This is a genomic window from Parashewanella spongiae (genome assembly GCF_004358345.1).
GTDB classification, from domain to species: domain Bacteria; phylum Pseudomonadota; class Gammaproteobacteria; order Enterobacterales; family Shewanellaceae; genus Parashewanella; species Parashewanella spongiae.
Genome location: NZ_CP037952.1, coordinates 2,830,675 through 2,855,514 on the forward strand (window position 1 = coordinate 2,830,675; position 24,840 = coordinate 2,855,514).

The window sequence follows — 24,840 nt, forward strand, 5'->3', positions numbered from 1 at the left end:
TTTAGTCCTGACTAATACGGCTGGCAACGGCTTCTTGTTGATCTTTATACTTTGCATTTTTACGTGTGTTATAAGGCTTAGCAACTGCTGTATTTAAACGTTCAAAATTCAATGCACCAATCGTCATTTTAGGTCTTAACGCAAGTGGCAACTTACCACTGTTAAAGAACTCAAGAACTATCTTACCCTGCCATCCGGGATCGATACGGTGTGCAGTTACGTGTACCATTAAACCTAAGCGAGCTAGTGAAGAACGACCATCAAGCCAACCAACGATATCTGCTGGTAACATAACGTTTTCGTAAGTCACGGCTAGTGCTAATTGACCAGGGTGGAGGAAGAAAGCTTCACCCTCAGGAATGTCGATTTGATCACTCATAACGCGGTCAAGTGCCTCTTGCACATCAGATTTAGCGCCGCTTAAATCAATATAAGGAGCAGTGTGATCATTGAAAACTCGAAATTGGTCGCCTAAGCGTACATCCATACTTACTCCGCTTATAGCATCATCACTAGGTCGTGGCGAGATTACGATTTCACCGTCATCTAAACTCTTTATAATTTCAATATCCGTTAATCGCATATCGCTTACTACTCCTTGTTATAAAAAATTAGCTATTTAGCCAGTAAGTGCTGAATTCTAGTTTTTAGAATATCAGTTGCGATTCTATTTTTACCACCGCGTGGAACAATAATATCAGCATGTTGCTTAGAAGGTTCGATAAATTGAAGAAACATTGGTCGAACAGTCTGTTTATATTGTGAAATAACTGATTCCATAGTTCTTTCACGTTCCTCAACATCGCGTTGTAAACGTCTTAAAAAACAAATATCTAATGGTGTATCCATAAAAACACTGGCATCAAACAATTCACGCAATTTAGGATCGGTTAAAAGTAAAATTCCTTCTAAGATGATCACTTTCTTTGGTGTTATGCTGGTTGTATCGGCAAGTCGAGTATGCTCAGTATAACTATATTTCGGAATTTGAATTTCTTTACCCGATTTAAGCTTTAATAAATCTTGTCTTAATAGTTCATGATCCATCGACTTTGGATGATCGTAATTTGTTTTTACTCTTTCTTCCATCGTCATGTGACTTTGGTCATGATAATAAGCATCTTCATTTATGACGGCAATTTGCTCTGTGCCTAAATCACGACGAAGTTCATCATAAATTGTTCGTGCAATTAGACTTTTACCTGAAGCCGAAGCACCTGTTATTGCTATGACGACACACTGCGGAGAATTCATACTGTTAAACCTTACTCATCATCTGAAATACTGATTGATACACTGCTGTTTTGTTGAGATGCAACTTCAACGATCGTTTTTCGTGCTACTTCTTGATACAACTCGCTAAATGCTGAATCAGGATCCGAAACAATTAACGGTTGGCCTGAGTCCATAGCTTCACGTACTTGAACGTGTAACGGTATTGCTCCTAAAAATGGTATTAGATATTTTTCGGCGGTTCTTTTACCACCATCGGTGCCAAATATATGTTCTTTGTGATCACAATTGCTACAGATATGGAAACTCATATTTTCAATCAATCCTAAGATTGGCACATTAACTTTTTGAAACATGTTAATGCCTTTCCGAGCATCTGCTAACGCAATATCTTGGGGTGTCGTAACAATGATAGCCCCAGTAAGTGGTATTTTTTGTGAAAGCGTTAACTGTATATCACCCGTACCAGGCGGTAAATCTACAATAAGATAGTCTAACTCTGGCCATTGTGTTTCATTAATCAATTGAGTGAGTGCTCCAGCCGCCATTGGTCCGCGCCAAACGGCGGCATCTTCGCTTTTGATTATAAAACCTATTGACTGAGCAACAATCCCATACGCATTTGCAGCAGTCATTTGCTTTTCCCCAACGGCTTGGGGAGTGAAGTCTGATAGGCCAAGCATAATTGGAATTGAGGGGCCGTAAATATCAGCATCCAAAACACCAACTTTATAACCTTCTTTTGCAAGTGCTAATGCTAAATTTACTGTAGTTGTAGACTTGCCAACGCCACCTTTGCCTGACGCAATGGCAATAACATGCTTAATACCCGCTAAAGCTTCCATTTCAATACCTAACTTCACGAACAAAATATTTATTATTTTGAGTGAATAATATCTTTAAAAAATTTTTTGCAAGTGTACCAGATAATGACAAAAAGATTAGTGCAGAATTAGTGCATTTAACCGATATACTAATGAAAAATGAGTAAGCATAAGTTAATATGCTACCTAATATTTCGAGCAATTAATGAATCAATGAAAAATGGCTGAAACAAAACGTAAAATTCTACTAACTTATGCTCTTCCATATGCAAATGGCTCTATTCATCTTGGACATATGTTAGGATTTATAAAAACCGACATTTGGTCGCGTTATCAAAAACTACGTGGTAATGAATGTCATTTTGTTTGTGCCGATGATGCACATGGCACACCCATTATGCTATCAGCTCAAAAAATGGGAATTTCTCCTGAAGAAATGATTGCAGATGTTCAAAAAGAGCATGAGCAGGATTTTTCAGATTTTGGTATCGATTTCGATAATTATCATACAACACACAGTGAAGAAAACCGTGAACTCGCAAGCTCAATCTATCTGAAACTTAAAGAAAATGGGCATATAAAAGTTAAAACTATTTCTCAGTTATTTGACCCTGATAAGTCGATGTTTTTGCCTGATCGTTTCGTGAAAGGTACCTGCCCAAAGTGTAAGTCAGATGATCAATACGGTGATAATTGCGATGCTTGTGGTGCAACATATAGCCCTACTGAACTCATCAATCCAAAATCTGCCGTTTCCGGCGCAACACCAATCATGAAAGATTCTGAGCATTATTTTTTTGACCTTCCAGCATTTGAGGGGATGTTAAAGGAGTGGGTTCATTCAGGATCCCTTCAATCTGAAATGGCTAATAAACTAAATGAATGGTTTGGGCAAGGTCTTCAGCAATGGGATATCAGCCGTGATGATCCTTACTTTGGCTTTGAAATTCCTGAAGCACCGGGTAAATATTTTTATGTTTGGTTAGATGCTCCTATTGGATACATGGGATCATTTAAAAATCTATGTGATAAGCGTGATGATTTAAACTTCGATGAATTTTGGGATAAAGATTCGAAAGCCGAAGTTTATCATTTTATTGGTAAAGATATCATGTACTTCCATAGCCTTTTCTGGCCAGCATTATTAGACGGTTCAGGCTATCGACAACCAACAAACGTATATACTCACGGATTTGTTACCGTCAACGGCTCAAAGATGTCTAAGTCTAAAGGCACCTTCATCAAGGCTCGAACTTATTTAGAGCATCTTCAGCCTGAATACCTTCGTTATTATTACGCCGCCAAATTGAGCAGTAGAATTGATGACTTAGATTTAAATCTTGAAGACTTTGCACAAAGAGTTAACTCCGATCTTGTTGGAAAACTGGTTAACCTTGCATCAAGAACAGCTGGTTTTATCAAAAAACGCTTCGATGGAAAATTAGCTACAATTTCAGATATGAGTTTAATCACTCAAGCACTTGAAAAGAAAGACACCATTGCAGAATGCTATGAAGGCCGCGAATTTGGCAAAGGCATGCGTGAAATTATGGCTCTCGCTGATGTGGCTAATGCTTATGTAGCAGAGCAAGCTCCTTGGCAACTTGTTAAAGATGATGAAAAACTTCCTCAAGCACACCAAGTTTGTTCAATTGCATTAAACATGTTCCGTATCCTTGCGACCTATCTAAAGCCTGTACTGCCAAAACTTGCTTCTGATGTTGAGGCATTTATGAATACCGAGCTTTTATGGAGCAATTTAGACGCTGACTTTAGTCAGCATGAAATTAATGCGTTTAAACCAATGATGCAGCGTGTTGATATGGATAAAGTGGAGGCAATGGTTGCAAACTCGAAAGAAAATCTTGAAGCAACGCAGGAACCTGAGGCAGCTAAAACAACGAGCCCATTGGATCACGACCCAATATCAGAAACCATTAACTTTGACGACTTCGCCAAACTTGATCTCCGCATTGCCCGAATAGCCAAAGCTGAACATGTCGAAAAAGCGAATAAACTTCTCAAACTTCAGCTCGATTTAGGCGGAGAAACCAAACAAGTTTTTGCTGGTATTAAGTCAGCTTATGCTCCAGAAGCTCTTGAAGGTAAATTAACGGTTATGGTTGCTAACTTAGAACCAAGAAAAATGCGTTTTGGAATGTCAGAAGGTATGGTTTTGGCTGCGGGTCCTGGTGGCAAGGATCTTTGGATTTTAGAACCTCACGATGGTGCGCAACCTGGTATGAGAGTTAAGTAAAACCAAAATTAAAAACAGCTCTCAATTTGATTGAGAGCTGTTTTGTTAGAAAAGCAATTTATAATAATTATTTCTTTTGTTGTTGTGCTTTTAAACTTGCTTTCTTTTTGCGTCGATTTTCAATCACACCTTTTACATCACTACCAATATGAGCTTCGTTTCTCTCCTTAGCAAGTTGAACTTGGCGTTCACGTTCACTGAAACGTTGTTTTTGGGCATCGCTAATTTTATCAATGCACTTTGGACAGCTCACTCCTTTTACATAATCAGCACTTTCCATGTCAGCGTCTGTTATTGGTAATCGGCAGGCATTACACTGTTGATACTGACCTTTTTCTAAATTGTGGTTCACTGCAACACGGTTATCGAATACGAAACATTCACCTTCCCATAGGCTTTCTTCTTGTTTTACTTCTTCAAGATATTTTAAAATACCACCTTCTAAATGATAAACTTCATCAAAACCTTGTTCTTTCATATAAGCCGTGGATTTTTCACAACGAATACCACCGGTACAAAACATAGCCACTTTTTTATTTTGTTTAGGATCTAGATTATCCTTTGCGTACTGTGGGAACTCTCTGAATGTTTCAGTTTTTGGGTTTACTGCATGCTTAAATGTTCCGATTTCAATTTCATATTGGTTTCGAGTATCAATAACTGTGACATCAGGATCAGATATTAGAGCATTCCATTCACTCGGTTTGACATAGGTACCAACAACCTTCTTAGGATCAACCCCGTCTACACCCATTGTCACAATTTCTTTTTTGAGTTTTACCTTAGTTCGATAAAATGGGATTTCATTCTCATAAGAAAACTTAGTAACAATACTTTCTAAGCCCTTTTGCTGTTCGAACCAATCAAGTAATACACGAACAGATTTTTGTGTGCCTGCAACGGTCCCATTAATCCCTTCACTTGCAAGCAATAAAGTCCCTTTAATGTAAAGCTCGGTCATTTTTGAAAGCAAAGGTTTTTGGATATCTTCGAAATTTGGTAAATCTACGAACTTGTATAACGCACACACACAAATTTGTTCAACCGAAGAGTTTTGGAGTTGATCTTTTGACATTAATACCTCTTGCTAGCTGATTTAATCTAAATAAATTGGTTGAACGCACAATTTAACTTTAATTTATTAAAGTTAAATACAAAATTAAACAACCCGAATTCACCCATCAAGTGAGTGACGAACATTCATAGACTTGCCAAAATCACCGCTAGCTGTGTTATAAATTTTTCAAGTAAAACCACTACTTGCTGCTATTCATTCCTTGCTATCAGTATTTTTTCTGCGTATATGAACGCTCCCAACCGTTTTATTTAGGTTTAAGAAGCAGACTAGCCTAAATTCACTTATTGAAATGCATTGATATAGATCATGTATTTTAGACATTTCGTCACTAAATTGCAGCAAAAAAGAAAATTCTCTCAAAGTTGCAAGCGATAACTACACCAAAGAATATCTACGAAACAGGGAGTTTTTCTGTGAATTGAAAGGAAGAAATTAACACTGATGCCATAAAGAAATGAATAGCATAACAGTGTCATTGGTTAAACAGACATATAAATAACCCTCTCCTAGAAATTTAAAAGAGAGGATATTTATTCAAATAAAGCTCAACAATCAGGTTGTTACAATTGTTTACAGTTATTGAAATAAGTGTTGAAATATAATCATCCAAGACTTTGCAGCTTGATCATGACTCTTTTTTCACTTATTGGGTATTTAGTTCCGAGTATTTGTGCAAAGCAACTCACACGATACTCTTCGATCATCCACCGTGCTTCTGTTAATTCTTCAGGAATAGCTGCCATTTTTGGTAATTTATCTAATTGCGCCTGAAGCGCTTGTTCGACTTTATTAATCGAATGCATGTGCAGACGATCTCTATTGGGGTCTACAGGAAGCTTCTCTAAACGGTTTTCGATGGCTTTAAGATAGCGTAAAACATCTGGTAACCTTTTCCAACCTGATGTTTCAACAAAACCTTTGAAAACCAACCTGTCTAAATGGCTTTGTATATCACTCATCGCAAATGCAATATCTAAGCTTATTTTGCCTTTTAATCGCTTTTTAATTTTTTGATAGCAAGTAAGAATTTCTTCCGCTTGAAGAGCAATTTTTTCAGCGCTTCCATTCAGCTCTTGCCTTACCCAGTCTCTTGCTATATCAAAATCTGTTTGATTACGAACATCTAACTTTTTTTCATCAAGTAGCTGGTCAACTGCGGCCGCGACAATATCATCGATCAGTATTTGAACTTGACCAAAAGGGTTAAAATACATAGATAATTTGGCTTTATTTGGAAGCTTTTGTTGTAAATGCTTAACTGGTGATGGAATATTTATTAATAACAAACGTCGTAAACCAACTTTGTGCACTGCAGCAGCTTGATGTTCGTTATCAAATAATTTGATTGCAACCGTATTTTTATTATCAACTAAGGCAGGAAACGCCTTAACTTCGAAATTCCCGCGGCGTTGTTCGTATTGCTTTGGTAAGTCACCAAAACTCCAGGTTTCGAGTTTGTCTTGTTCAATACCAGAGTCAGCTACATTTCTTATAGCCTGATTTACTTTTCCTTGAAGTGTTGCTTGAAGCTCTGGTAAGTCTCTTCCCTGTGCGACTAATTTCCCACGTTCATCTTCAATTTTAAAGTTAATGGTTAAATGCGTAGTGAGTTGGCTTAAGTCAAAATCATCTTCACTTACTTGTGTGCCACTCATTCTTAATAGCTGTTTGCACATAGAAGTAAGCAAATCTGATTCAAAAGGTTTCATCGCTTGCACACAAGCAGCCGCATAGTCGGGGGCAGGTACGAAATTACGACGCAATGTTTTAGGTAATGACTTTATCAATGCGATACATTTTTCAAGTCGTAAACCAGCCACCAACCAATCAAAGCCTTCATCTTCTATTTGGTTCAGCAAAGCAACAGGAATATGCACCGAAACACCATCATCTTCGGTTCCTGGCTCAAACTGATAACTTAAAGGAAGAGTTAAGTTACCTTGATACCAATTATCAGGAAAATCTAATTTTGAAATATGATCTGCATCTCGCTTATACAGCATTTCAGGATCAAAATGTAATAACTGGGGATTCTTAGCTTTAGCTTGTTTCCACCATTTATAAAATGTAGGAGCACTGTATATTCCCTCCGGAATATGCTGTTCGTAAAAGTCCACCAGCACCTGTTCATCAACAAGGATGTCTCGACGGCGGGATTTATGTTCAAGCTGTTCAATTTGATCAAGCTGTTGTTGGTTATGTTTGAAGAAGGTTTCTTTGGTTTTTAATTCACCATTGGCCAGTGCGCTACGAATGAATATCTCACGAGCTTGAACCGGATCAACTTTTCCAAACTGAATTTTACGTTTGTGAACTGTTGTTAAACCGTAAAGAACCTGATTCTCAAATGCGACAACACTGCCTTGCCTTGCTTCAAAATGTGGTTCGATGTAATTTTTCTTTATCAAATGCCCTGCAAGAGGCTCTATCCATTCTGGATCAAATTTTGCGCACGTACGTGCAAACAACTTAGAGGTTTCCGTTAACTCTGCTGTCATGACCCATTTAGGTCCCTTTTTAGCGAGTGGTGAGCCCGGGAAAATGAAGAATTTACGGTTCCTTGCACCTAAATATTCATTATTATCTTTAAAACCAATATGACTCAATAAACCTGACAACAATGCTTGATGCACAGAATCTCCTGTCAACAACGTATTATCGTCGGAAGATTTTTGATCGTGAAGTTTCCATTTTAGTTCGTGAGCTGATTGACGGAGTTGTGAATACAAGTCTTGCCATTCTCTAACTCTCATATAGGCTAAAAATTCAGTCTTACATGTTTTTCGAAATTGACTTGCTGACAGTTCTTTTTGCAAGCCTTGTACGTATTGCCATAAATTAAGCCAACTAGCAAAATCTGACGTTTTATCGCTGTATTTGCTATGAGCTTCATCTGCAGCTTGCTTCTTATCTATAGGTCTTTCTCTAGGATCTTGAATAGATAAAGCAGCAGCAATTACCATTACTTCTTGCAGACAACCTAATTTATTTGCTTCAATCACCATTCGTGCCAATCGTGGATCTACAGGTAAATGTGCTAATTGCTTACCTAAAGGCGTAAGCTGCAGCTGCCCTTTTCTTTTTTGTACCGCTGTAAGTTCTTCAAGCAGTAGAAAACCATCTTTTATATGTCGCTCATCAGGTGGCTGAATAAATGGAAAACCAGAAATTTGGCCAAGACCAAGGGAAAGCATTTGCAAAATAACGGATGCAAGATTAGTTCTTAGAATTTCGGGATCAGTAAATTCGGGTCGATTAATAAAATCTTGCTCATCATACAGCCGAATGCATATACCTGCACTTACACGACCGCAACGTCCTTGACGCTGATTAGCACTAGCTTGTGATATGGGTTCAATTGGTAGGCGTTGAACTTTTGTTCGATAACTGTAACGGCTAATACGAGCAGTGCCGGGATCTATGACATATCGAATACCGGGCACCGTTAAAGATGTCTCCGCGACGTTGGTTGCTAATACGATACGCCTTCCAATATGACTATTAAACACTTTCGATTGTTCGCCATAGGAAAGACGTGCATATAAAGGCAATATTTCAGTATCACGATATTGCCGTTTCTTTAACTGGTCTGCTGTATCACGAATTTCACGTTCACCATTCATGAAAATCAGTATATCCCCAGCCCCTTCTGACATTAACTCCTCTACAGCGGCAAAAACCCCTTCTGTGGTATCGAGATCTTCACCTTCATCTTGCAATAGAGGACGATAACGGGTTTCAACAGGGTAAGTACGTCCTGAAACTTCGATTATAGGTGCGCCAGAGAAATGTTGAGAAAAACGTTCAACGTCTATCGTTGCAGAAGTAATGATCACCTTTAAGTCGCGGCGTTTTTTTAATATATTTTTCAAATACCCTAAAATGAAATCGATATTTAGGCTTCTTTCATGAGCCTCATCAATGATTATTGTGTCATACTGATTTAGATATTTATCACTGGTAAGTTCAGCAAGTAAAATACCGTCAGTCATCAACTTAATATAACTGGTCTCTTTTATCGAATCAGCAAACCTGACTTTAAATCCTACCGCTTTTCCTAACGGTGAATTCATTTCTTCTGCTATACGTGTAGCAACCGAACGAGCAGCAAGCCTTCTCGGCTGTGTATGACCAATTAGTCCACGACTCCCTAATCCTAACTCTAAGCAAATTTTAGGTAACTGTGTGGTTTTCCCAGATCCTGTTTCACCTGCAATAATAACGACTTGGTTTTTAGCTATTGCATCAGAAATCTCATCACGTTTTTGAGAAATTGGTAAGCTTTCTGGATAAGTAATTTGAGGTCTATTATCGCGTCGTGAATCAGCTTTAACTTTTGCGAATATCGCTCGCTCTGAAAGCGCTTCAAGCTCGGCTTGTTTTTTAGGTGAATCAGCTTCTTTATTTAGTCGAAACAAACGACGACGGATTTTCGCCGTATCTAGCATGAAACCTTGATTCAAAAAGGAATGAGAAAGAGGATTAGAAGCCGAAGTCAAAATGTAAACCTATAACAAATATTAAAGTCGCTGATACTAACAAGTAAACCCAATAATTGGTATGTTAATACCTCAATTTTTGCGGTTCAAATATACTGTTTTCCTTGCACCTTTACTGTTTCCTTACGACAATAAGTTTAGGTTACGGCACTTCTTATTTGTTTTGTGACGAAGAGAGAAATCATTGAACAACAACATTCGTTTACTGTTATTGATTATTGTTTATTTTTTTGTGTTTTCTGCCGTTGCTAAAAATGAGCAGTTAATTGAGATAAATGTTGATGGCGTTAATGAGCAGGTAAGACAAAACATTAAAGCTTATTTAAACCCTTTACCTAAAAGTAAATCACAACGACGAGCGTTTATATTTAATGCAAAAAACCAGATTCGTAATGCTATGGAGTCTTTAGGCTATTATCAATTCCGATCTTCAACAAAACTAATTCGAAACGAACATAGCCCTTGGTTATTCGAAATATCAATAGAAAGGGGCTCACCAACATTAATAAATTCAGTTGAAATTGAGGTCAAAGGTGAACTCCATAATGATCAAAAGTACATTCATTGGCGCTCAAAAGTAAAACTGAAACCCAATGAAAGGTTAAACCACGGGAATTATATAGATACGAAAGATCAGCTTATTGGTTTGGCTCTTTCACATGGATATTTTGATGCCAAATACAGTACATCTCAAATCGTCATTAACCGAAGCTTAAAAGTTGCAAATATTAAACTGATACTTGATTCAGGAACAAGATACCAATTCGGATCGGTTAACTTCAAAGGCTATACCCTCGACACTAATCTTCTTAGCCAATTAACACCATTTAGCCGTGGTGATCCTTATACAACAACTTCAATCTCAAAATTAAATCGGGAATTGAGTTCATCTGGTTACTTTAGAAATATAAAAGTCATTCCACAACTTAGCAGTACAATTAATGAAACGATTCCAATCAAAGTGGAGCTTCAAAATCGCCCAAGACATTCAATCGATCTTGGCTTAGGAGCGGATGGAGGTGGATCCACTGACAGAAATATAGACCCAAGAGTTCGGTTTACTTGGCGAACGCCACAAATCAATAAACATGGACATTCACAAGAAACTATCAGTGAGTGGTCACGAGACAGACCCAAACTGAGAACGAGCTATACTATTCCGCTAACTCACCCACTAAATGACCAATTAAAAATCAGATTTGGATTATTTAGAGATAAGTATGGCGTTACGCAAGTATACAAACCCATTCAAAGAGAGTTTGATACAACTGACAAGCTCGAATCGGAAAAAGTTTTGATTGGAGTAGGAAGACAACAAACGCTAACGAATGGGTGGTTACGCAACTACTCTATATTGGGCATGAAAGAAAAGTATATTCAAGAAGATGTCATTCATTCTCCTCGTTATTTTATATTCGGGATAAATTATTCTCATACCAAAAGAGGCGACGACACGCTAGATCCTATATCAGGTTTCAGACAAACTTATAATTTTGAGTATGCCGATCCAGTATTTGGCTCCAGCATTCGATTGGCTCGATTACAAGCAAGATTTAAGTGGGTATTTACGCCAATTGAGGATCATAGGTTTGTTTCACGCCTAGATTTAGGCATAAACATTACCAAATCTGACAAACTTTCGAAAATAGCCCCATCTTTACGTTATTTTGCAGGTGGCGATCAAAGTATCCGTGGATACGGATATCAAGAGCTCGGTCCTTATAGAGAATATATTGATTCTAACGGAGACTTATTTCGTCAAGTTATAGGTGGACGATATTTAGCAGTTGCAAGCATCGAATATCAATATTATTTAAACAAAAATTGGCGTTTAGCAACATTTGTAGATGCAGGTAATGCGTATGACTTGAGTCAATTTAAACCATTAGTTTCAATTGGAGCTGGAATTCACTGGATATCACCTGTCGGGCCAATTAAGCTTGATTTGGGTATTGGGCTTAATGAAACAGAAACTGTAGCAAGATCATGGCGATTTCACCTCACTATGGGTTCAACGTTATGAATAGAAAATCCTTTAAAACCCTTATCCGCTTTGCGATATATTTATCATTAACCTGCTTAATTTGTTTTGCATTACTCATTGGTACTACTTTTGGGAGTAAGGTCGCTATTCATTTGGTCGATTTATTCATGCCATCACTCAGTGTCAAATATGGATCTGGGACGATTAATCGAAATTTAGTTCTTGAGGCCGCTGGTTGGAAATCAGATGGGGTTACAATTATCACTTCAAATTTGAATGTGAAGTGGAAGCCAAGTTGTATTTTGCGTAAACAACTTTGCCTAGACCACTTATCAGCAACAGATACAAACATTGTTGTTTATAATTCATCAAAACTGAACAATGATAAAATTTTGACCATTAATTCTAATAACTCTTCAAAATTTCACATGCCCGTCACAATACAGATAGGGGATGCTCGTTTTAACAATATTAATGTCAATGTTTATGGGCAGCATTACGAAGCCAAAGACTTAATTTTCTCGGGAAGATGGCTTAAAGATGGTTTGACGTTACGAAGCTTCAATAGCTCTAATCTTAAAATAAGTGGTATTTCTAAGACACAAAATCAACCAGCCAACGTAAGTAGTTCAAATAGACCCATTACATTGCCCGAAGTTCGTTTACCTTTTCCCATTTCAGTTCAACAGTCTCATTTAACTCAAAGTCAAATTGAGCTTTTTAATAAAACCTTCGATATTGATGACATGAAAGTAATCGGAAATTGGTTAGGAACCAAGCTGCAGATTACAGAGTTATACATTGATTATGAACGCAACAAACTTAACACCAGTGGCGTCGTTAATTTTACTGATAATTACCCACTAAACTTGACGTCTAGCCTGATATTGGCCGAGCAACAAAAAATAAATAATTTTCCAAGTAATTATTTCGCAGAACTCCTACATGGTATTAAACAACAATCTGTATATACAGAAATAACCAATGATTTATCAAAACTTAAGATAGACGCTAATCTATCAGGTGATATTAATACTCAAATTACAGCACAATTAAATTTACTTACGCCAAACACTCCAATTAACGTAAAAGTATCTGAGCTCAACGCTGCTTTCTCATTTAAAGATGAAAACTATATAGCAAGTAATGCCAATTTGATGTTACAAGGGGATCTTTCACAAGCACAACTTAAGATAAATGGTGATTTTGAATCGTCCTATTTTCCACACTTAAATGTTCGCGCTAATACCACACTATTTGAAACTGGTGTAAATATTTCATCTGCCGATATTAAAACTGCAGGCGGTGATGTTAACTTAACAGGTTCCATAGAATGGAAAAATGGTTACAAGTGGAATACTAAAGCTCAATTCAACGATTTTTTTGTAAAGAATATTAGCTCTAAAATATTTAATTCTGTACCAGACTCACAACTCAATGGTTTTATTGAAACGAAAGGTTTTTGGAATCAAGAGCATTGGCAACTGAACATCGAAAACAGTGATCTTTCAGGATTTTTAAACCAGTTTCCACTAGCAATCAAAGGAACCATTGAAATCAATTCCGATTACAAGATGATAGGAGAAACTTTTTATGCCGAACTACTAGGAAGTCAAGTTAAGCTCAACAAATCTACAATAAAAGGTGTTTCTTCAACTGATGCTTCAATTGTGATACCTGATCTGTCTAATTGGTATGCATCTATTCGAGGTAAGCTTGATGCGAAATTAACAACAATAGAGCCATCAAAATCAGAACATTCAAACGGTTTTGATTATAATATTCGTCTAAGTAATTTTCAGTTTCAACAATATGTGTCAGAAACTATTTCAGCTGATGGTCAGTTTTTTCCTAAAGACAATCTGTTCTTCAAAACAAAAATCACAAGCCAGAAGTTTTATATTGATCAATATTTAATTAATTCCTTAAGTGTGAAAGGTAAAGGTGACCAAAACGTTCAGAACTTTGAAGTAAATCTTAACAGTCTCTATAACTTACAATCAAAAATACAAAGCCGCCGAGTTAATAACAATTGGAAGATAAAGATTCCAGTGTTCGATGTTTATACGGAAGATTCCCGTTGGATGATTAATAATGCAATTCAAATGAGCTGGGATCAGCAAAACCTAATAGGACAAGTAAAGACATTTTGCCTGAAGAATGATTCATTATCGGCTTGTCTAAAGAGTCCAGCAAATTTCGGTAAAGAAGGTTCAATAACTGGCCTTCTAGAAGGAAGGTTTGATCATTTAATAAGTCCCTTTTTACCTCCTCATTTAGCTGTTGAAGGAAGCGTGAGATTAAACGCCGATATTGACTGGAAAGCAAAACAAAAACCAATCGCTCAAATTTCATTAGCTTTAGATCCTGGGAAAGCCGTTTTATATCCGCATAGTAAAATATCGACTGAATTTGACTATCAATCCCTAACTCTAGCCGCAAAACTCAGTAAAAAATCACTGAAATTAGAATCAAAGCTTGTAGCCAATGATCTTATTAATTGGAATACAGAGGTTCAAATAACCACTAGCCCACCTCATAAGCTAAATGGGTACATCAAACTTAATAATATTCAGCTCACTCCTTTTTCTGGTTTTTTCCCTATGTATGAAAATTTAAGTGGTCGAGTTTCAAGCCAATTAAATTTACATGGTTCACTGGATGTTCCAACAATTACAGGTGTTATTGACCTAGACGATGCTGAATTCTCGCTAGTACGGAATCCGACAAGGGTTCATAACTTACACCTTAATTTAAAATTGCTAAATCAAAGTGGTCAGCTTACGGGAAACTGGAAAATGGGTGAAGGCGATGCCAAGTTAAGCGGCAATATTGCGTGGCCACAAGGTAAGCTAAGCGGAAACCTTAATATTTCAGGTGACAATTTAACTTTAATACAACCACCATTAGCTATTCTTTCTGTTAGTCCAGATGTTTCAGTGGACCTAGCTGAAAACAACATTGATGTAAATGGAGCAATTAATGTCGAAGGTGGTGAAATTACAATTGCTCCATTGCCTCAACAAGGCGTCCCATTATCGGATGATGTTGTATTTTCAGACGAAGAAGCAATTGATATTAAGGAAGAATACCTACAAATCTCATCCAATTTAGATATAGATGTACAAGATAGCCTGAAAATTGAAGGTTCAGGCTTATCTGGCAACCTTTCAGGAAAGCTTTCTTATAGGCAAGAAGCTGAAAGTCCACCAGCTTTATTTGGAAATATAAAAATTAACAAAGGTATCTATCGCTTTTTAGGACAAACTCTTGAGATATCACAAGGAACCTTAGACTTTTCAGGCCAAACGAATAACCCATCTTTAAATATCGAAGCAACAAAACTAATTAAAGATGAAGATCTCAATGTTGGTGTACGTATTGTTGGTACAGCTCAAAAGCCAATTGTTTCGCTTTTTTCAAACCCAAATAAAGATCAAGCTGAAATTGTCTCCTACTTAATACAAGGTAGAGGCTTTAATAATTATGATGATCAAGCAAACAACAGTTTATTGTTAAGCGCCGCACTCACACTTGGTACTCACTTAGGAGACAATACAATTGCTGACATCGGAGAATCAGCAGAAAACCTATTAGGAAACTTAGGGATTTCCAATTTACAATTGAATGCTAATGATGATGGTAAAATAGCTGTCAGTGGGTTTTTCGGCAAAAAACTTCGGGTAAAATACGGGTACGGTGTTTTTTCTCCCGGTTATGAACTTTCATTGAGATATTATTTATTGTCGCAACTTTACTTAGAGAGTATTTCAAGTGCGCTTGGTCAATCACTTGATATTTATTATCGATTTAATATCGAATAAGAGTTTACCTGATTACCTACAAAGTTCAGCTAATTTAGACCTCATTCCAGCGAATTCTTGCAACGAAGTAACCACAGTTTTGTGTATCTGTAATCTAGCGACGTTTTTCCTTAGAAAAGAACTAGATACCAGTACATGCTGGTAGATACAAAAAAGCGCCCTTAGGCGCTTTTTCGACTTATTTACTCATTAAGCGTAAACAAAATCGACATGTTCAATTAAAGTTTTGTAAGCGTGGCGCTGCATTGCTTGCACACGAACTTTAACTTCTTTACCATCTAAAGCAATTGTCAATTCACTTGTATAGAAGTCTTCGTTTTCTTGAATGTGAATGATATCTTTGTGATCAAAAACAATAGAAACAGCTTCTTTACCTTTACCATAGATAACTGCAGGCACTTTATTCGCGTGACGTAGGCGGCGGCTCGAACCTTTCCCTATTTCAGTACGGATTTGTGCTTCGATAGTGTAAGACATAATTAAACTCACTTATTTATATATTTAAATTAAGACCATCACCTCGACCAGTGACAATCCATGAAAAGCTGCGGGATAATAGCAAATCAACAATCTATGAGCAAGCTTAAGGAAAATTAACAACATATAGTGCAATTTATCAACTTGTATGATTTTCTTTTTAATTCAAATATAGAAACAATCTATTTCGCCTGAACACCAAGGAAAGTTGCGGAAGAAAGTATACCTATGAGTTCTCGTCACTCCAGCGCAGGCTGGAAGCGATAACGCAGCACCTTTTATTTAGAAAGAGCGACCAATTTACGCTCTCTCTTTCTTCGATGCTTTTGAGCATTCACTGTTCTGTGTTGTGACCAGCTCACTTAGATGGCTAAGCATCACTGCTTACGCCTTGAACAGATAAATGCTCAAATAGCACAAAATTTAATCCTGAAAGATCAACAGACCCTAGTGCCTTTGCTTTTTCTATAAAAGTCACTGGATACCAGCCTTCGCTGGTATGACAAAGCTTGGTACTTTCTAAATCGCTAGCTCCCTTAGTTCAGGCGAAATATTAATTCTTACTTTAACTGTTGCATCAAATATGCATAAGTCATTGCCCGTAGTTCAGCGGCCTGAGTATTATCTGCAGCTCCAGCGTGACCGCCTTCGATATTTTCATAATATAAAACATCAATGCCCATGTCTTCCATCTTAGCGACCATTTTACGTGCGTGGCCTGGATGAACTCGATCATCACGTGTTGAAGTCGTGAAAAATACTTTTGGATAATGAACCTCTTTTTTCAAATTATGATATGGGGAATAAGTTTTAATGTAATCCCATTCATCAGCAATATCGGGATTTCCGTACTCACCCATCCAGCTTGCACCTGCAAGTAATTTATTAAAACGTTTCATATCTAATAAAGGCACTTGACAAACCACAGCATTATACAAATCAGGACGACGGGTAAATGCCGCACCCATTAACAAACCACCGTTACTGCCGCCTTGTATTCCAAGATTTTTACTCGAAGTAATTTTGCGTGCAATAAGATCTTCTGCAATTGCTTCAAAATCTTCATAGGCTTTATGACGGTTTTTCTTTAATGCCGCTTGATGCCATGCAGGGCCGTACTCTCCACCACCACGAATATTAGACAAAACATAAACACCGCCTTGCTCTAACCAGTTTTTCCCTAATAAAGCTGAGTAAGATGGCCTTAGTGATACCTCAAATCCACCGTATCCATAGAGCAAGGTTGGGTTTTTACCGTTAAACTGTGTTTCTTTTGCCATGACAACAAAGTATGGGACTTTTGTGCCATCTTTTGATGTCGCAAAGTGTTGCTCCGTTTTGAATTTATCCGCAGCAAACTGTTGAGGCATCGCTTTAACTTTATTAATGCTCAAGTTGTTACCATTTACACGATAGAGTGATGAAGGCTCAAGGAAACTTGTATAAGTGACAAAAAAATCGTTACTGTCTTGCTTTACGTCAAATACACTGATCGCACCATTAACATCGAAAGGTACAGTTTCATCTATCCATTTTCCTTTACCGTTTGACTGATAACGTACTAATTTACTTTTTACATTATCAAGCCAGTTAACAAATATCGCGCTCTTAGTAAAACTAAGGCCTGATATAGAAGCTGTTGGTGTCGGCTCAACAAATACTTTGTATTTTGGTTTTTGATTCAGCAAAGCACCAACGGGAGTGTATACAATAGTGCCTTGTTTAAAGGTTTTACCATTAGAGGTTAAATCACTTTTTAACTCTATATACAAATTGCCTTTGAAATAACCCTGCAAACTTGCATCATCCGGTAGCGGTAATGAAATTAGTTTACCGTCTTGATAGACACTTTGCTTTGATGTGTAAAAAGTTTCAGATTCATATACCAAGTTTAACGGCGTTTTATCGTCATACATGACATAAGCGCCAATAGATACAGATTGTTGTTTACCACGGTAAACCACTTTTGCTTCACTTAAATCTGTTCCGCGTGTCCATAACTTAACAACTTTTGGATAACCCGAATCGGTAGCACCTTCATCTCCGCCGAAATCAGTACCAACAAAGACATGATTCTTATCTATCCAGCTGAGGCCTGATTTAGCTTCTGGTAAAAAGAATGGTTTTTCTGATTTAGGAACAAAATCTTTGGTTGAAAGATCAAATTCTCTAATTTCAACTGCATCTGCACCACCTCTTGATAAGGAAACTAGACAGCGAATGTTATCTGGATATTGGCAGTTCATGCCTTTATATACCCAATTAACACCCTCTTTTTTCCCTAACGCATCGATATCTAGCACGGTTTCCCATTTAGGCTCGGCTTTGACGTACTCTTCCATTGTTGTACGGCGGTAAATACCACGGGTATGAGTTTCATCTTTCCAAAAGTTATATAAATAATCGCCGCGACGACTTGCATAGGGAATTCTTTCTTTCGAGTTATAAATATCTAACCCGTTATTTACTAGATCATTAAATTTTGAGTACGACTTAATTGATTTGGCTGAAACGGCATTATGCTGTTTAACCCACTCCATTGGCTTAGCGCCTTCAACATCTTCAAGCCATATAAATTTGTCTTGCTCAGCATGGACCGTATTTGACATCATTAATGTCATCCCTGCTACTAGCAAAGGAGATATTTTCTTGTTCATTTTAGTATTCCATAAAAAATGTGCAGTATGACTATACCTAAACTTTTTAGTAAGTTAAATTTATCAACCAAGTAAACGGCTTATCAAAATGTAACCAAATTTGATAAGCCAAAACTTGAAAAGATTTATAAGTTTTGAGGACTGATAAAGCCGTTAAAATATTTAAAATAAAAACTCAACGGCTTCACACTCAAGACAATTACAATTCTGCAAGCATTAACTGACGAATATACTTAACAGGAGCACTACCATAGCTTAAAAATTTCTCATGAAACGTTTTTAAGTTGAAGTCATCACCTTTTAATTTCTTATACTCTTCACGAAAATCATAGATCTCTCTATATCCTGAGTAATAGCTGGTTAACTGTACTTGACTCAAGGTTGCTCGGCGCCATTTACCTTCTGCTTCTGCTTGCTGTTGAAAAGCTTCATCCATCATTAAGCTTAAAGCTTCATCTTTTGTCATTTCTTGAGTTTGAATGCTGTAGTCCAAAATGGTGTTACAAATCACTCTTAGATTCCACTTGTAATACATCAGCCACATTTCTGGCTCCATATCGCCATAACCTTGCTCTAACATCATTCTTTCAGTGTAAACAGCCCAGCCTTCAACCATTGCGCCGTTACCAAAAAGACTCTTCACCAAACTTGGCGACTCATTGGAATATACTAGCTGAGTGTAATGACCTGGTATGGCTTCATGAATGTTTAAAACTTGCAAGATCCAATGGTTATATTCCCGTAAATAACTTTCTGCTTGTTCGTCAGACATACCATCTAAGGGGGTTACGTTGTAGTAGGTGTTGCCTTTTTTATCGTATGGACCTGGTGCACTGATTGAAGCCCCTGCAAAGCCTCGCATATATTCTGGAGTTTTTCGCACTACAAGTGGTTTGCTTGGATCTAACGTAATCAAGTTTTTATCATTTACAAATTTAACCAAGGCTGGTATTTGTGCTTTTACTTCTTCGACAAAATTTTCACGCTTAACGTGTTTACTCGATAATTTATCTATGAGTTGTTTAATTGCAAGGTTTGCTTGTTCTGGCTTTTTGGTGTCGAAATATTTTGACCATAGCTTATCTGTGAGCTTAGCCATTTCAGCTTGGATATTGTCTTTATCAGCAACCGCTTTTTGATATAGTTGTTTTGCAGACATTCCAGACTGAATATTTAGTGCGAACTTTTCTTCATATAACTTTTCACCAATGCGGAAACTTCGGCTGCCTTCTTTTGCCAATTTGCTTTCAAGAATAGTTAACCATTCAATTTGTTGGTTAACCGCTGTGATGGCAGAATCAAAACGTTTTTTAAATAGTGCTTTATCATCAGTTGGTAAAGATGAGTCATTTACTTTCTCAAGTAACTTATCTGACAATACAGAAAATACACCTTTGTTTTGTTGAATTGCTAACTGAGTATGTTCAATTGTTGGTTGGTGAATGTTTTGTCTTGCGGCTTCATAATAGGCTGGTACATTTTCGAGGCGACCTAATACTGATTTGAGCCGTTCATCTAGTGGAGCAAAATCTTCATTAATGATTTGAGCAAAACCACCCGCAACATTATATTTAGACGGATCCCATTGCCATGATTTACCACGATTAATATTCCACTCTAGACTATCGAGCAAATTTTCAATCAGACGGTAATCAATGACTTGGTTGGTTGATAATGTTTCTTCGGCAATATTTTCTAACTTTAAACGCTGTTGTTTTACAAAAGCGATAGTTTTATTACGACTGTCCTCATTCGGGATAACTAAAATGGAATCAAATTTATGGAAACCACTGTAAAGAGCCCAAGTCGGGAATTGTTGCCAGAGACTATCAATGAAATTAGTTGAGAATTCAGTGAACTGGTGATTTTTTACATCAATGTGTTGCATTTCTTCTTGCGTAGCAGGAACACTGACATCAGGCCCACATGCCGTTAACCCTGTAATAGAGAAAAGTACCGCAAGTGAAAGAACTGTTTTTTTCATTATGATATCCCAAACAAATTATATGGTGTTCGATATCATACGCGATTTAACAAGCTTGATAAGTATAATTTAACCTGAGATCGGGATAATAAAACCTATAACTCAATGTTTTATAGGCAATAAGTTAAATTCAACCTACCTGTGCGGTTAGTTTCGTCTAGTTCAAGCCGTAATTTACTGTAATAGCCGGTTTTTTCAGAGAATTACAACACTGGAATAGGCGGAAATAGCTGTGCTGTAGAGGTGTGCTTATCCTGAGTTCAGGTTAGTCAATTTACGAATTTCAAAATCAAAACCAATAAAAATGCCAGCAATAGCCGGCATTTTTGTATACATAAAAAAGGTTAAAACGTTAGCCTATCTTTTGAAGACCGCCCATATAGTTTTGTAATACTTTAGGTACGGTAATCGAGCCGTCTTCATTTTGATAATTTTCTAAAATTGCAACTAGTGTACGACCAACAGCGAGACCTGAGCCATTCAATGAGTGCAGTAATGCAGGCTTAGTTTCTGTTTTGCCCCGATAGCGAGCCTGCATACGACGAGCTTGGAAATCTTTCATGTTTGAACAAGAAGATATCTCACGGTAAGTGTTTTGAGCTGGCAACCAAACTTCTAAATCATAAGTTTTGCTTGCACCAAAGCCCATATCGCCCGTACATAGGTTCATTACTCGGTAAGGTAATTCGAGAAGCTGAAGTATTTTTTCAGCATGTCCTGTTAATTCTTCCAATGCTTGCATTGAATCTTCAGGGCGCACAAGTTGTACCAATTCAACTTTATCAAACTGATGTTGACGAATTAAACCACGGGTATCGCGGCCGTATGAACCAGCTTCACTGCGAAAACATGGCGTGTGTGCCGTAAATTTAAGTGGTAACTCTTCGTAACTAACGATAGTGTCACGTACTAAATTTGTTAATGGTACTTCAGCAGTTGGAATAAGACTTAAGCCTTGACCTTCTTCAGTTGCTGGCTGGGTATGAAACAAATCTTCACCAAACTTAGGTAACTGCCCAGTACCTAATAAACTGTCACTGTTCACTAAATAAGGTACGTAAGTTTCAGTGTATCCATGCTCTGTTGTATGAGTATCCAACATCAACTGAGCTAATGCCCGATGCATACGTGCAATTTGGCCTTTCATAACAATGAAGCGAGAGCCAGTTAATTTCACCGCACTTTTAAAATCAAGTCCAGCGAGTGACTCACCGATATCAACATGATCTTTAACTTCAAAATCAAACGTTTTTGGTGTTCCCCAACGTCTAACTTCGACGTTGTCATTTTCATCATTACCATTTGGTACTGTTTCATCTGGCAAGTTTGGTAATGTCATTGCAATGTTTTGCAATTCTTCAAGTAATGCAGATAACTGAGACTTTTTCGAATCAAGCTGTGCACCTAAATCACCCACTTGAGCCAAAATTGGAGCAACATCCTCGCCTTTGGCTTTAGCTTGGCCAATTGATTTTGAAATAGCGTTGCGACTAGCTTGAAGCTCTTCAGTTGCAACTTGCAAAGATTTACGTTCTTCTTCTAGTTTTTTGATTCGTGCTACATCAAGGATAAAACCACGGTTTGCCAGTCTTTCGGCAGTAACTTCAACTTCATTACGAAGATATTTAGGATCTAACATGCTTCAATTCTTATTTATTAAACGCGAGAAATAACAAGCTGCTGAGCAAGGTAAACCATAAATAAACAAAGGCATACGTTCAGCAACACATTCAAAAATGCTTGTAACCAATCTCCTTCTTGCATCAGTAAGAAGGTTTCATTTGAAAAAGTGGAAAAAGTTGTCAGCGCACCCAGCATTCCAACACCAAAAAAGGCTTTGTAGTCTGGCGGTACATGTGAAACTTCACCAAGAGTAAAAATTAATCCCATTAAAAACGAACCGATTACATTAACTAACAGTGTACCAAAAGGAAAACCGGTTCCAAACACTTGAATCATAAATATTGAGATCAAATATCGTAAAGTGGCACCGATTGCACCGCCCACAGCAACAAAGAGCACGTTAATCATAACGTTTTCTCTCACTTATAAGGTCAAGTTCTGATAATTGCTCTAATTTTGATTGGATTCGTTTTTCAAAACCATGACTTGTAGGGTGATAAAGTTTTACATCCTTAAACTCTTCTGGGAAATAATTCTCACCTGCTGCATAGCTATTTGGCTCATCATGAGCGTAACGATACTCAGCACCATAACCTATATCTTTCATCAAGTTGGTAGGTGCATTTCGAAGATGAATTGGTACTGGCTTGTCTCCACCATCTCTTGCTAATGCTCTGGCCGCTTTAAAAGCGGTATAAACGGCATTACTTTTTGGTGCGCTGGCTAAATACAAAACAGCTTGCGCGATAGCCCGCTCCCCTTCACTTGGGCCAACACGATGAAAACAGTCCCATGCATTAAGAGCAACTGTCATTGCATTTGGATCGGCGTTGCCTATATCTTCAGAAGCAATAGCAAGAAGCCTACGGGCAACGTATAAGGGATCACCGCCACCTTCTAATATTCTACAAAACCAATACAAAGCTGCATCTGGGGCTGAACCTCTGATTGACTTGTGCACAGCAGAGATTAAATCGTAAAATTGGTCGCCCTTTTTATCGTAATTTGCAACTTTATGCCCTGCTACTTCGTTAAGCAACTGAGATGTCAGCTCAGCGCCATCACTCACCATGTCCGCCATGAGTTCGAGTAAATTTAGCGCTCTGCGACCGTCACCATCGCTCACATGTGCTAATTTTTTTAGTGTATCAGTTGAGAGTATTAACTTTCTTTGACCTAGCCCTTTTTCGTTATCTTCATTAGCTTGTCGTACAAGTAACAATACTTCATCATCAGTAAGTTTTTTAATTAAATAAACTCTCGCTCTTGATAACAAGGCTTTATTAATTTCAAATGAAGGATTCTCGGTGGTTGCACCAATAAAAATAACGGTTCCATTTTCGATGTAAGGTAAAAAAGCATCTTGTTGGCTTTTGTTAAATCTATGAACTTCATCGACAAATAGTAGTGTTTGTTGACCACGGGACTGAGCAATAGATTGCGCCTGTTCGATAGCAGCACGAATATCTTTAACACCCGCAGAAACGGCTGAAATACGTTCAACATGTGCATTGGTATAATGAGCTATCAACTCTGCTAAGGTCGTTTTTCCTGTGCCTGGCGGCCCCCAAAAAAGCATAGAATGAGCTTTACCATTTTCTAGCGCTTTACGTAGAGGCTTATCCACTCCCAAAATGTGCTCTTGACCAATATATTGCTCAATACTTTCAGGTCGCATTCTCGCTGCAAGAGGCCTAAAATCTGGAGAAAAGTCTAATGACAAACTACTCACTACTTGTGCCTACTGGATCTTTTTTGCACGTTGATCATCAACATCAACATTATCTGGAATAACAAAGTTAAAAATTGACCTTTCTTCTTCATTAAGATTACGTTGCTCAGTTAAATCAAAAGTGCTGATGTTGCCTTGAGAATCAAATATAGCGAACTTATTTAATCGGTTATGATTAAAACATGCATCCACTTTCACGACTGTCGAGTCTGAGAATTTTGGTGTAATTGAATAGCAGCTATCATCTTTTGGAGAACCTTTAGTAACTTCAGTTTTAGTGACCCTATAGTTAGACCATGTAGCCTCATCTCTATGGATCAATAATGTCATAGGAGATGTAGAAACGGCTTGCTCTAAATCTAGAATAGTGACTTCCTCAGCAAAAGGGTTATATAGCCAAACACTCTTTTCATTGGCAATGATCAGTGACTCATCAGGCTCAGTTAAATGCCAATATAGTTGATTAGGATAAGCTAAAGAAAAAATTCCTGAACCTTGTTGAATATTTTTATTATTAACATCCACTACATTTTGTGTGAATTTTGAATGAAGTGTTTTAACTTGATTAAGCTGCTGTTTTAATTCGTCCTTAGCGTCAGCATGAACTTGAGAAGAAAACACCACAAGTGATGTAAAAAAAAACTGACCTATAATTTTTTTCATTTTGT

14 protein-coding genes and 1 pseudogene are annotated in these 24,840 nt (G+C 37.5%); 3 read left to right on the forward strand and 12 right to left on the reverse strand.

Annotated features, from left to right (window positions below):
- Position 1: 1 nt before the first annotated feature.
- The 3 genes and pseudogenes from dcd to apbC all read right to left on the reverse strand — a co-directional run.
- Positions 2–583 carry a dCTP deaminase gene (dcd, locus tag E2I05_RS11085; RefSeq protein ID WP_121852717.1) on the reverse strand — a complete coding sequence of 194 codons (582 nt, stop codon included), beginning with the start codon at positions 581–583 and terminating at the stop codon, positions 2–4.
- Between the two features lie 32 nt (positions 584–615).
- Positions 616–1,254 carry a uridine kinase gene (udk, locus tag E2I05_RS11090; protein ID WP_121852718.1) on the reverse strand — a complete coding sequence of 213 codons (639 nt, stop codon included), beginning with the start codon at positions 1,252–1,254 and terminating at the stop codon, positions 616–618.
- A gap of 11 nt (positions 1,255–1,265) precedes the next feature.
- Positions 1,266–2,120 (reverse strand): annotated as a pseudogene (gene apbC, locus E2I05_RS11095) (iron-sulfur cluster carrier protein ApbC); the annotation flags it as partial.
- Between the two features lie 157 nt (positions 2,121–2,277).
- Between apbC and metG the strand changes: the two are divergent.
- Positions 2,278–4,314: a methionine--tRNA ligase gene (metG, locus tag E2I05_RS11100; RefSeq protein ID WP_121852720.1), complete on the forward strand. Its 2,037-nt coding sequence runs from the start codon at positions 2,278–2,280 to the stop codon at positions 4,312–4,314.
- A 67-nt stretch (positions 4,315–4,381) separates the two neighbouring features.
- Here metG and trhO read toward each other — a convergent pair whose 3' ends face one another.
- Together trhO and hrpA are read right to left on the reverse strand one after the other, a co-directional pair.
- Complete coding sequence (trhO, locus tag E2I05_RS11105; protein WP_121852721.1) at positions 4,382–5,389, reverse strand: oxygen-dependent tRNA uridine(34) hydroxylase TrhO; 1,008 nt, start codon at positions 5,387–5,389, stop codon at positions 4,382–4,384.
- Positions 5,390–5,994: 605 nt separating this feature from the next.
- Complete coding sequence (gene hrpA, locus E2I05_RS11110) at positions 5,995–9,891, reverse strand: ATP-dependent RNA helicase HrpA (protein WP_121852722.1); 3,897 nt, start codon at positions 9,889–9,891, stop codon at positions 5,995–5,997.
- Between the two features lie 184 nt (positions 9,892–10,075).
- Between hrpA and E2I05_RS11115 the strand changes: the two genes are divergently transcribed.
- Positions 10,076–11,914, forward strand: coding sequence for an autotransporter assembly complex protein TamA (locus E2I05_RS11115; RefSeq protein ID WP_243641045.1), 1,839 nt, complete (start codon positions 10,076–10,078; stop codon positions 11,912–11,914).
- 848 nt (positions 11,915–12,762) lie between these two features.
- On the forward strand, positions 12,763–15,699 hold the full coding sequence (locus E2I05_RS11120) for a translocation/assembly module TamB domain-containing protein (protein ID WP_170179631.1): 2,937 nt from the start codon (positions 12,763–12,765) through the stop codon (positions 15,697–15,699).
- A 189-nt stretch (positions 15,700–15,888) separates the two neighbouring features.
- On the opposite strand, the gene rplY is transcribed toward E2I05_RS11120, so the two are convergent.
- The 7 genes from rplY to lolA all read right to left on the reverse strand — a co-directional run bounded on the left by rplY (position 15,889) and on the right by lolA (position 24,835).
- Positions 15,889–16,176 (reverse strand): 50S ribosomal protein L25, encoded by a 288-nt coding sequence (gene rplY / locus E2I05_RS11125; protein ID WP_121852724.1) that lies wholly within the window; start codon positions 16,174–16,176, stop codon positions 15,889–15,891.
- Positions 16,177–16,736: 560 nt separating this feature from the next.
- On the reverse strand, positions 16,737–18,833 hold the full coding sequence (locus E2I05_RS11130; protein WP_121852725.1) for a prolyl oligopeptidase family serine peptidase: 2,097 nt from the start codon (positions 18,831–18,833) through the stop codon (positions 16,737–16,739).
- Positions 18,834–19,032: 199 nt separating this feature from the next.
- Positions 19,033–20,817, reverse strand: coding sequence for a DUF885 domain-containing protein (locus E2I05_RS11135; protein WP_121852726.1), 1,785 nt, complete (start codon positions 20,815–20,817; stop codon positions 19,033–19,035).
- 352 nt (positions 20,818–21,169) lie between these two features.
- On the reverse strand, positions 21,170–22,456 hold the full coding sequence (gene serS, locus E2I05_RS11140) for a serine--tRNA ligase (RefSeq protein WP_121852727.1): 1,287 nt from the start codon (positions 22,454–22,456) through the stop codon (positions 21,170–21,172).
- Positions 22,457–22,473: 17 nt separating this feature from the next.
- Positions 22,474–22,848 (reverse strand): fluoride efflux transporter CrcB, encoded by a 375-nt coding sequence (gene crcB, locus E2I05_RS11145; RefSeq protein ID WP_121852728.1) that lies wholly within the window; start codon positions 22,846–22,848, stop codon positions 22,474–22,476.
- Positions 22,841–24,172 carry a replication-associated recombination protein A gene (locus E2I05_RS11150; protein WP_121852729.1) on the reverse strand — a complete coding sequence of 444 codons (1,332 nt, stop codon included), beginning with the start codon at positions 24,170–24,172 and terminating at the stop codon, positions 22,841–22,843. Before E2I05_RS11150 ends, crcB begins: the two co-directional genes overlap by 8 nt.
- 9 nt (positions 24,173–24,181) lie before the next feature.
- A complete protein-coding gene (gene lolA, locus E2I05_RS11155; RefSeq protein WP_121852730.1) occupies positions 24,182–24,835 on the reverse strand; it encodes an outer membrane lipoprotein periplasmic chaperone LolA in 654 nt (217 codons plus the stop codon).
- Positions 24,836–24,840 lie beyond the last annotated feature (5 nt).

What these genes read in the sequence shown, in the direction of transcription:
- dcd (WP_121852717.1), bottom strand. Translation starts at nt 583, where the DNA reads ATGCGATTAACGGATATTGAAATTATAAAGAGTTTAGATGACGGTGAA.
- udk (WP_121852718.1), bottom strand. Translation starts at nt 1,254, where the DNA reads ATGAATTCTCCGCAGTGTGTCGTCATAGCAATAACAGGTGCTTCGGCT.
- metG (WP_121852720.1), top strand. Translation starts at nt 2,278, where the DNA reads ATGGCTGAAACAAAACGTAAAATTCTACTAACTTATGCTCTTCCATAT.
- trhO (WP_121852721.1), bottom strand. Translation starts at nt 5,389, where the DNA reads ATGTCAAAAGATCAACTCCAAAACTCTTCGGTTGAACAAATTTGTGTG.
- rplY (WP_121852724.1), bottom strand. Translation starts at nt 16,176, where the DNA reads ATGTCTTACACTATCGAAGCACAAATCCGTACTGAAATAGGGAAAGGT.
- E2I05_RS11130 (WP_121852725.1), bottom strand. Translation starts at nt 18,833, where the DNA reads ATGAACAAGAAAATATCTCCTTTGCTAGTAGCAGGGATGACATTAATG.
- E2I05_RS11135 (WP_121852726.1), bottom strand. Translation starts at nt 20,817, where the DNA reads ATGAAAAAAACAGTTCTTTCACTTGCGGTACTTTTCTCTATTACAGGG.
- serS (WP_121852727.1), bottom strand. Translation starts at nt 22,456, where the DNA reads ATGTTAGATCCTAAATATCTTCGTAATGAAGTTGAAGTTACTGCCGAA.
- crcB (WP_121852728.1), bottom strand. Translation starts at nt 22,848, where the DNA reads ATGATTAACGTGCTCTTTGTTGCTGTGGGCGGTGCAATCGGTGCCACT.
- lolA (WP_121852730.1), bottom strand. Translation starts at nt 24,835, where the DNA reads ATGAAAAAAATTATAGGTCAGTTTTTTTTTACATCACTTGTGGTGTTT.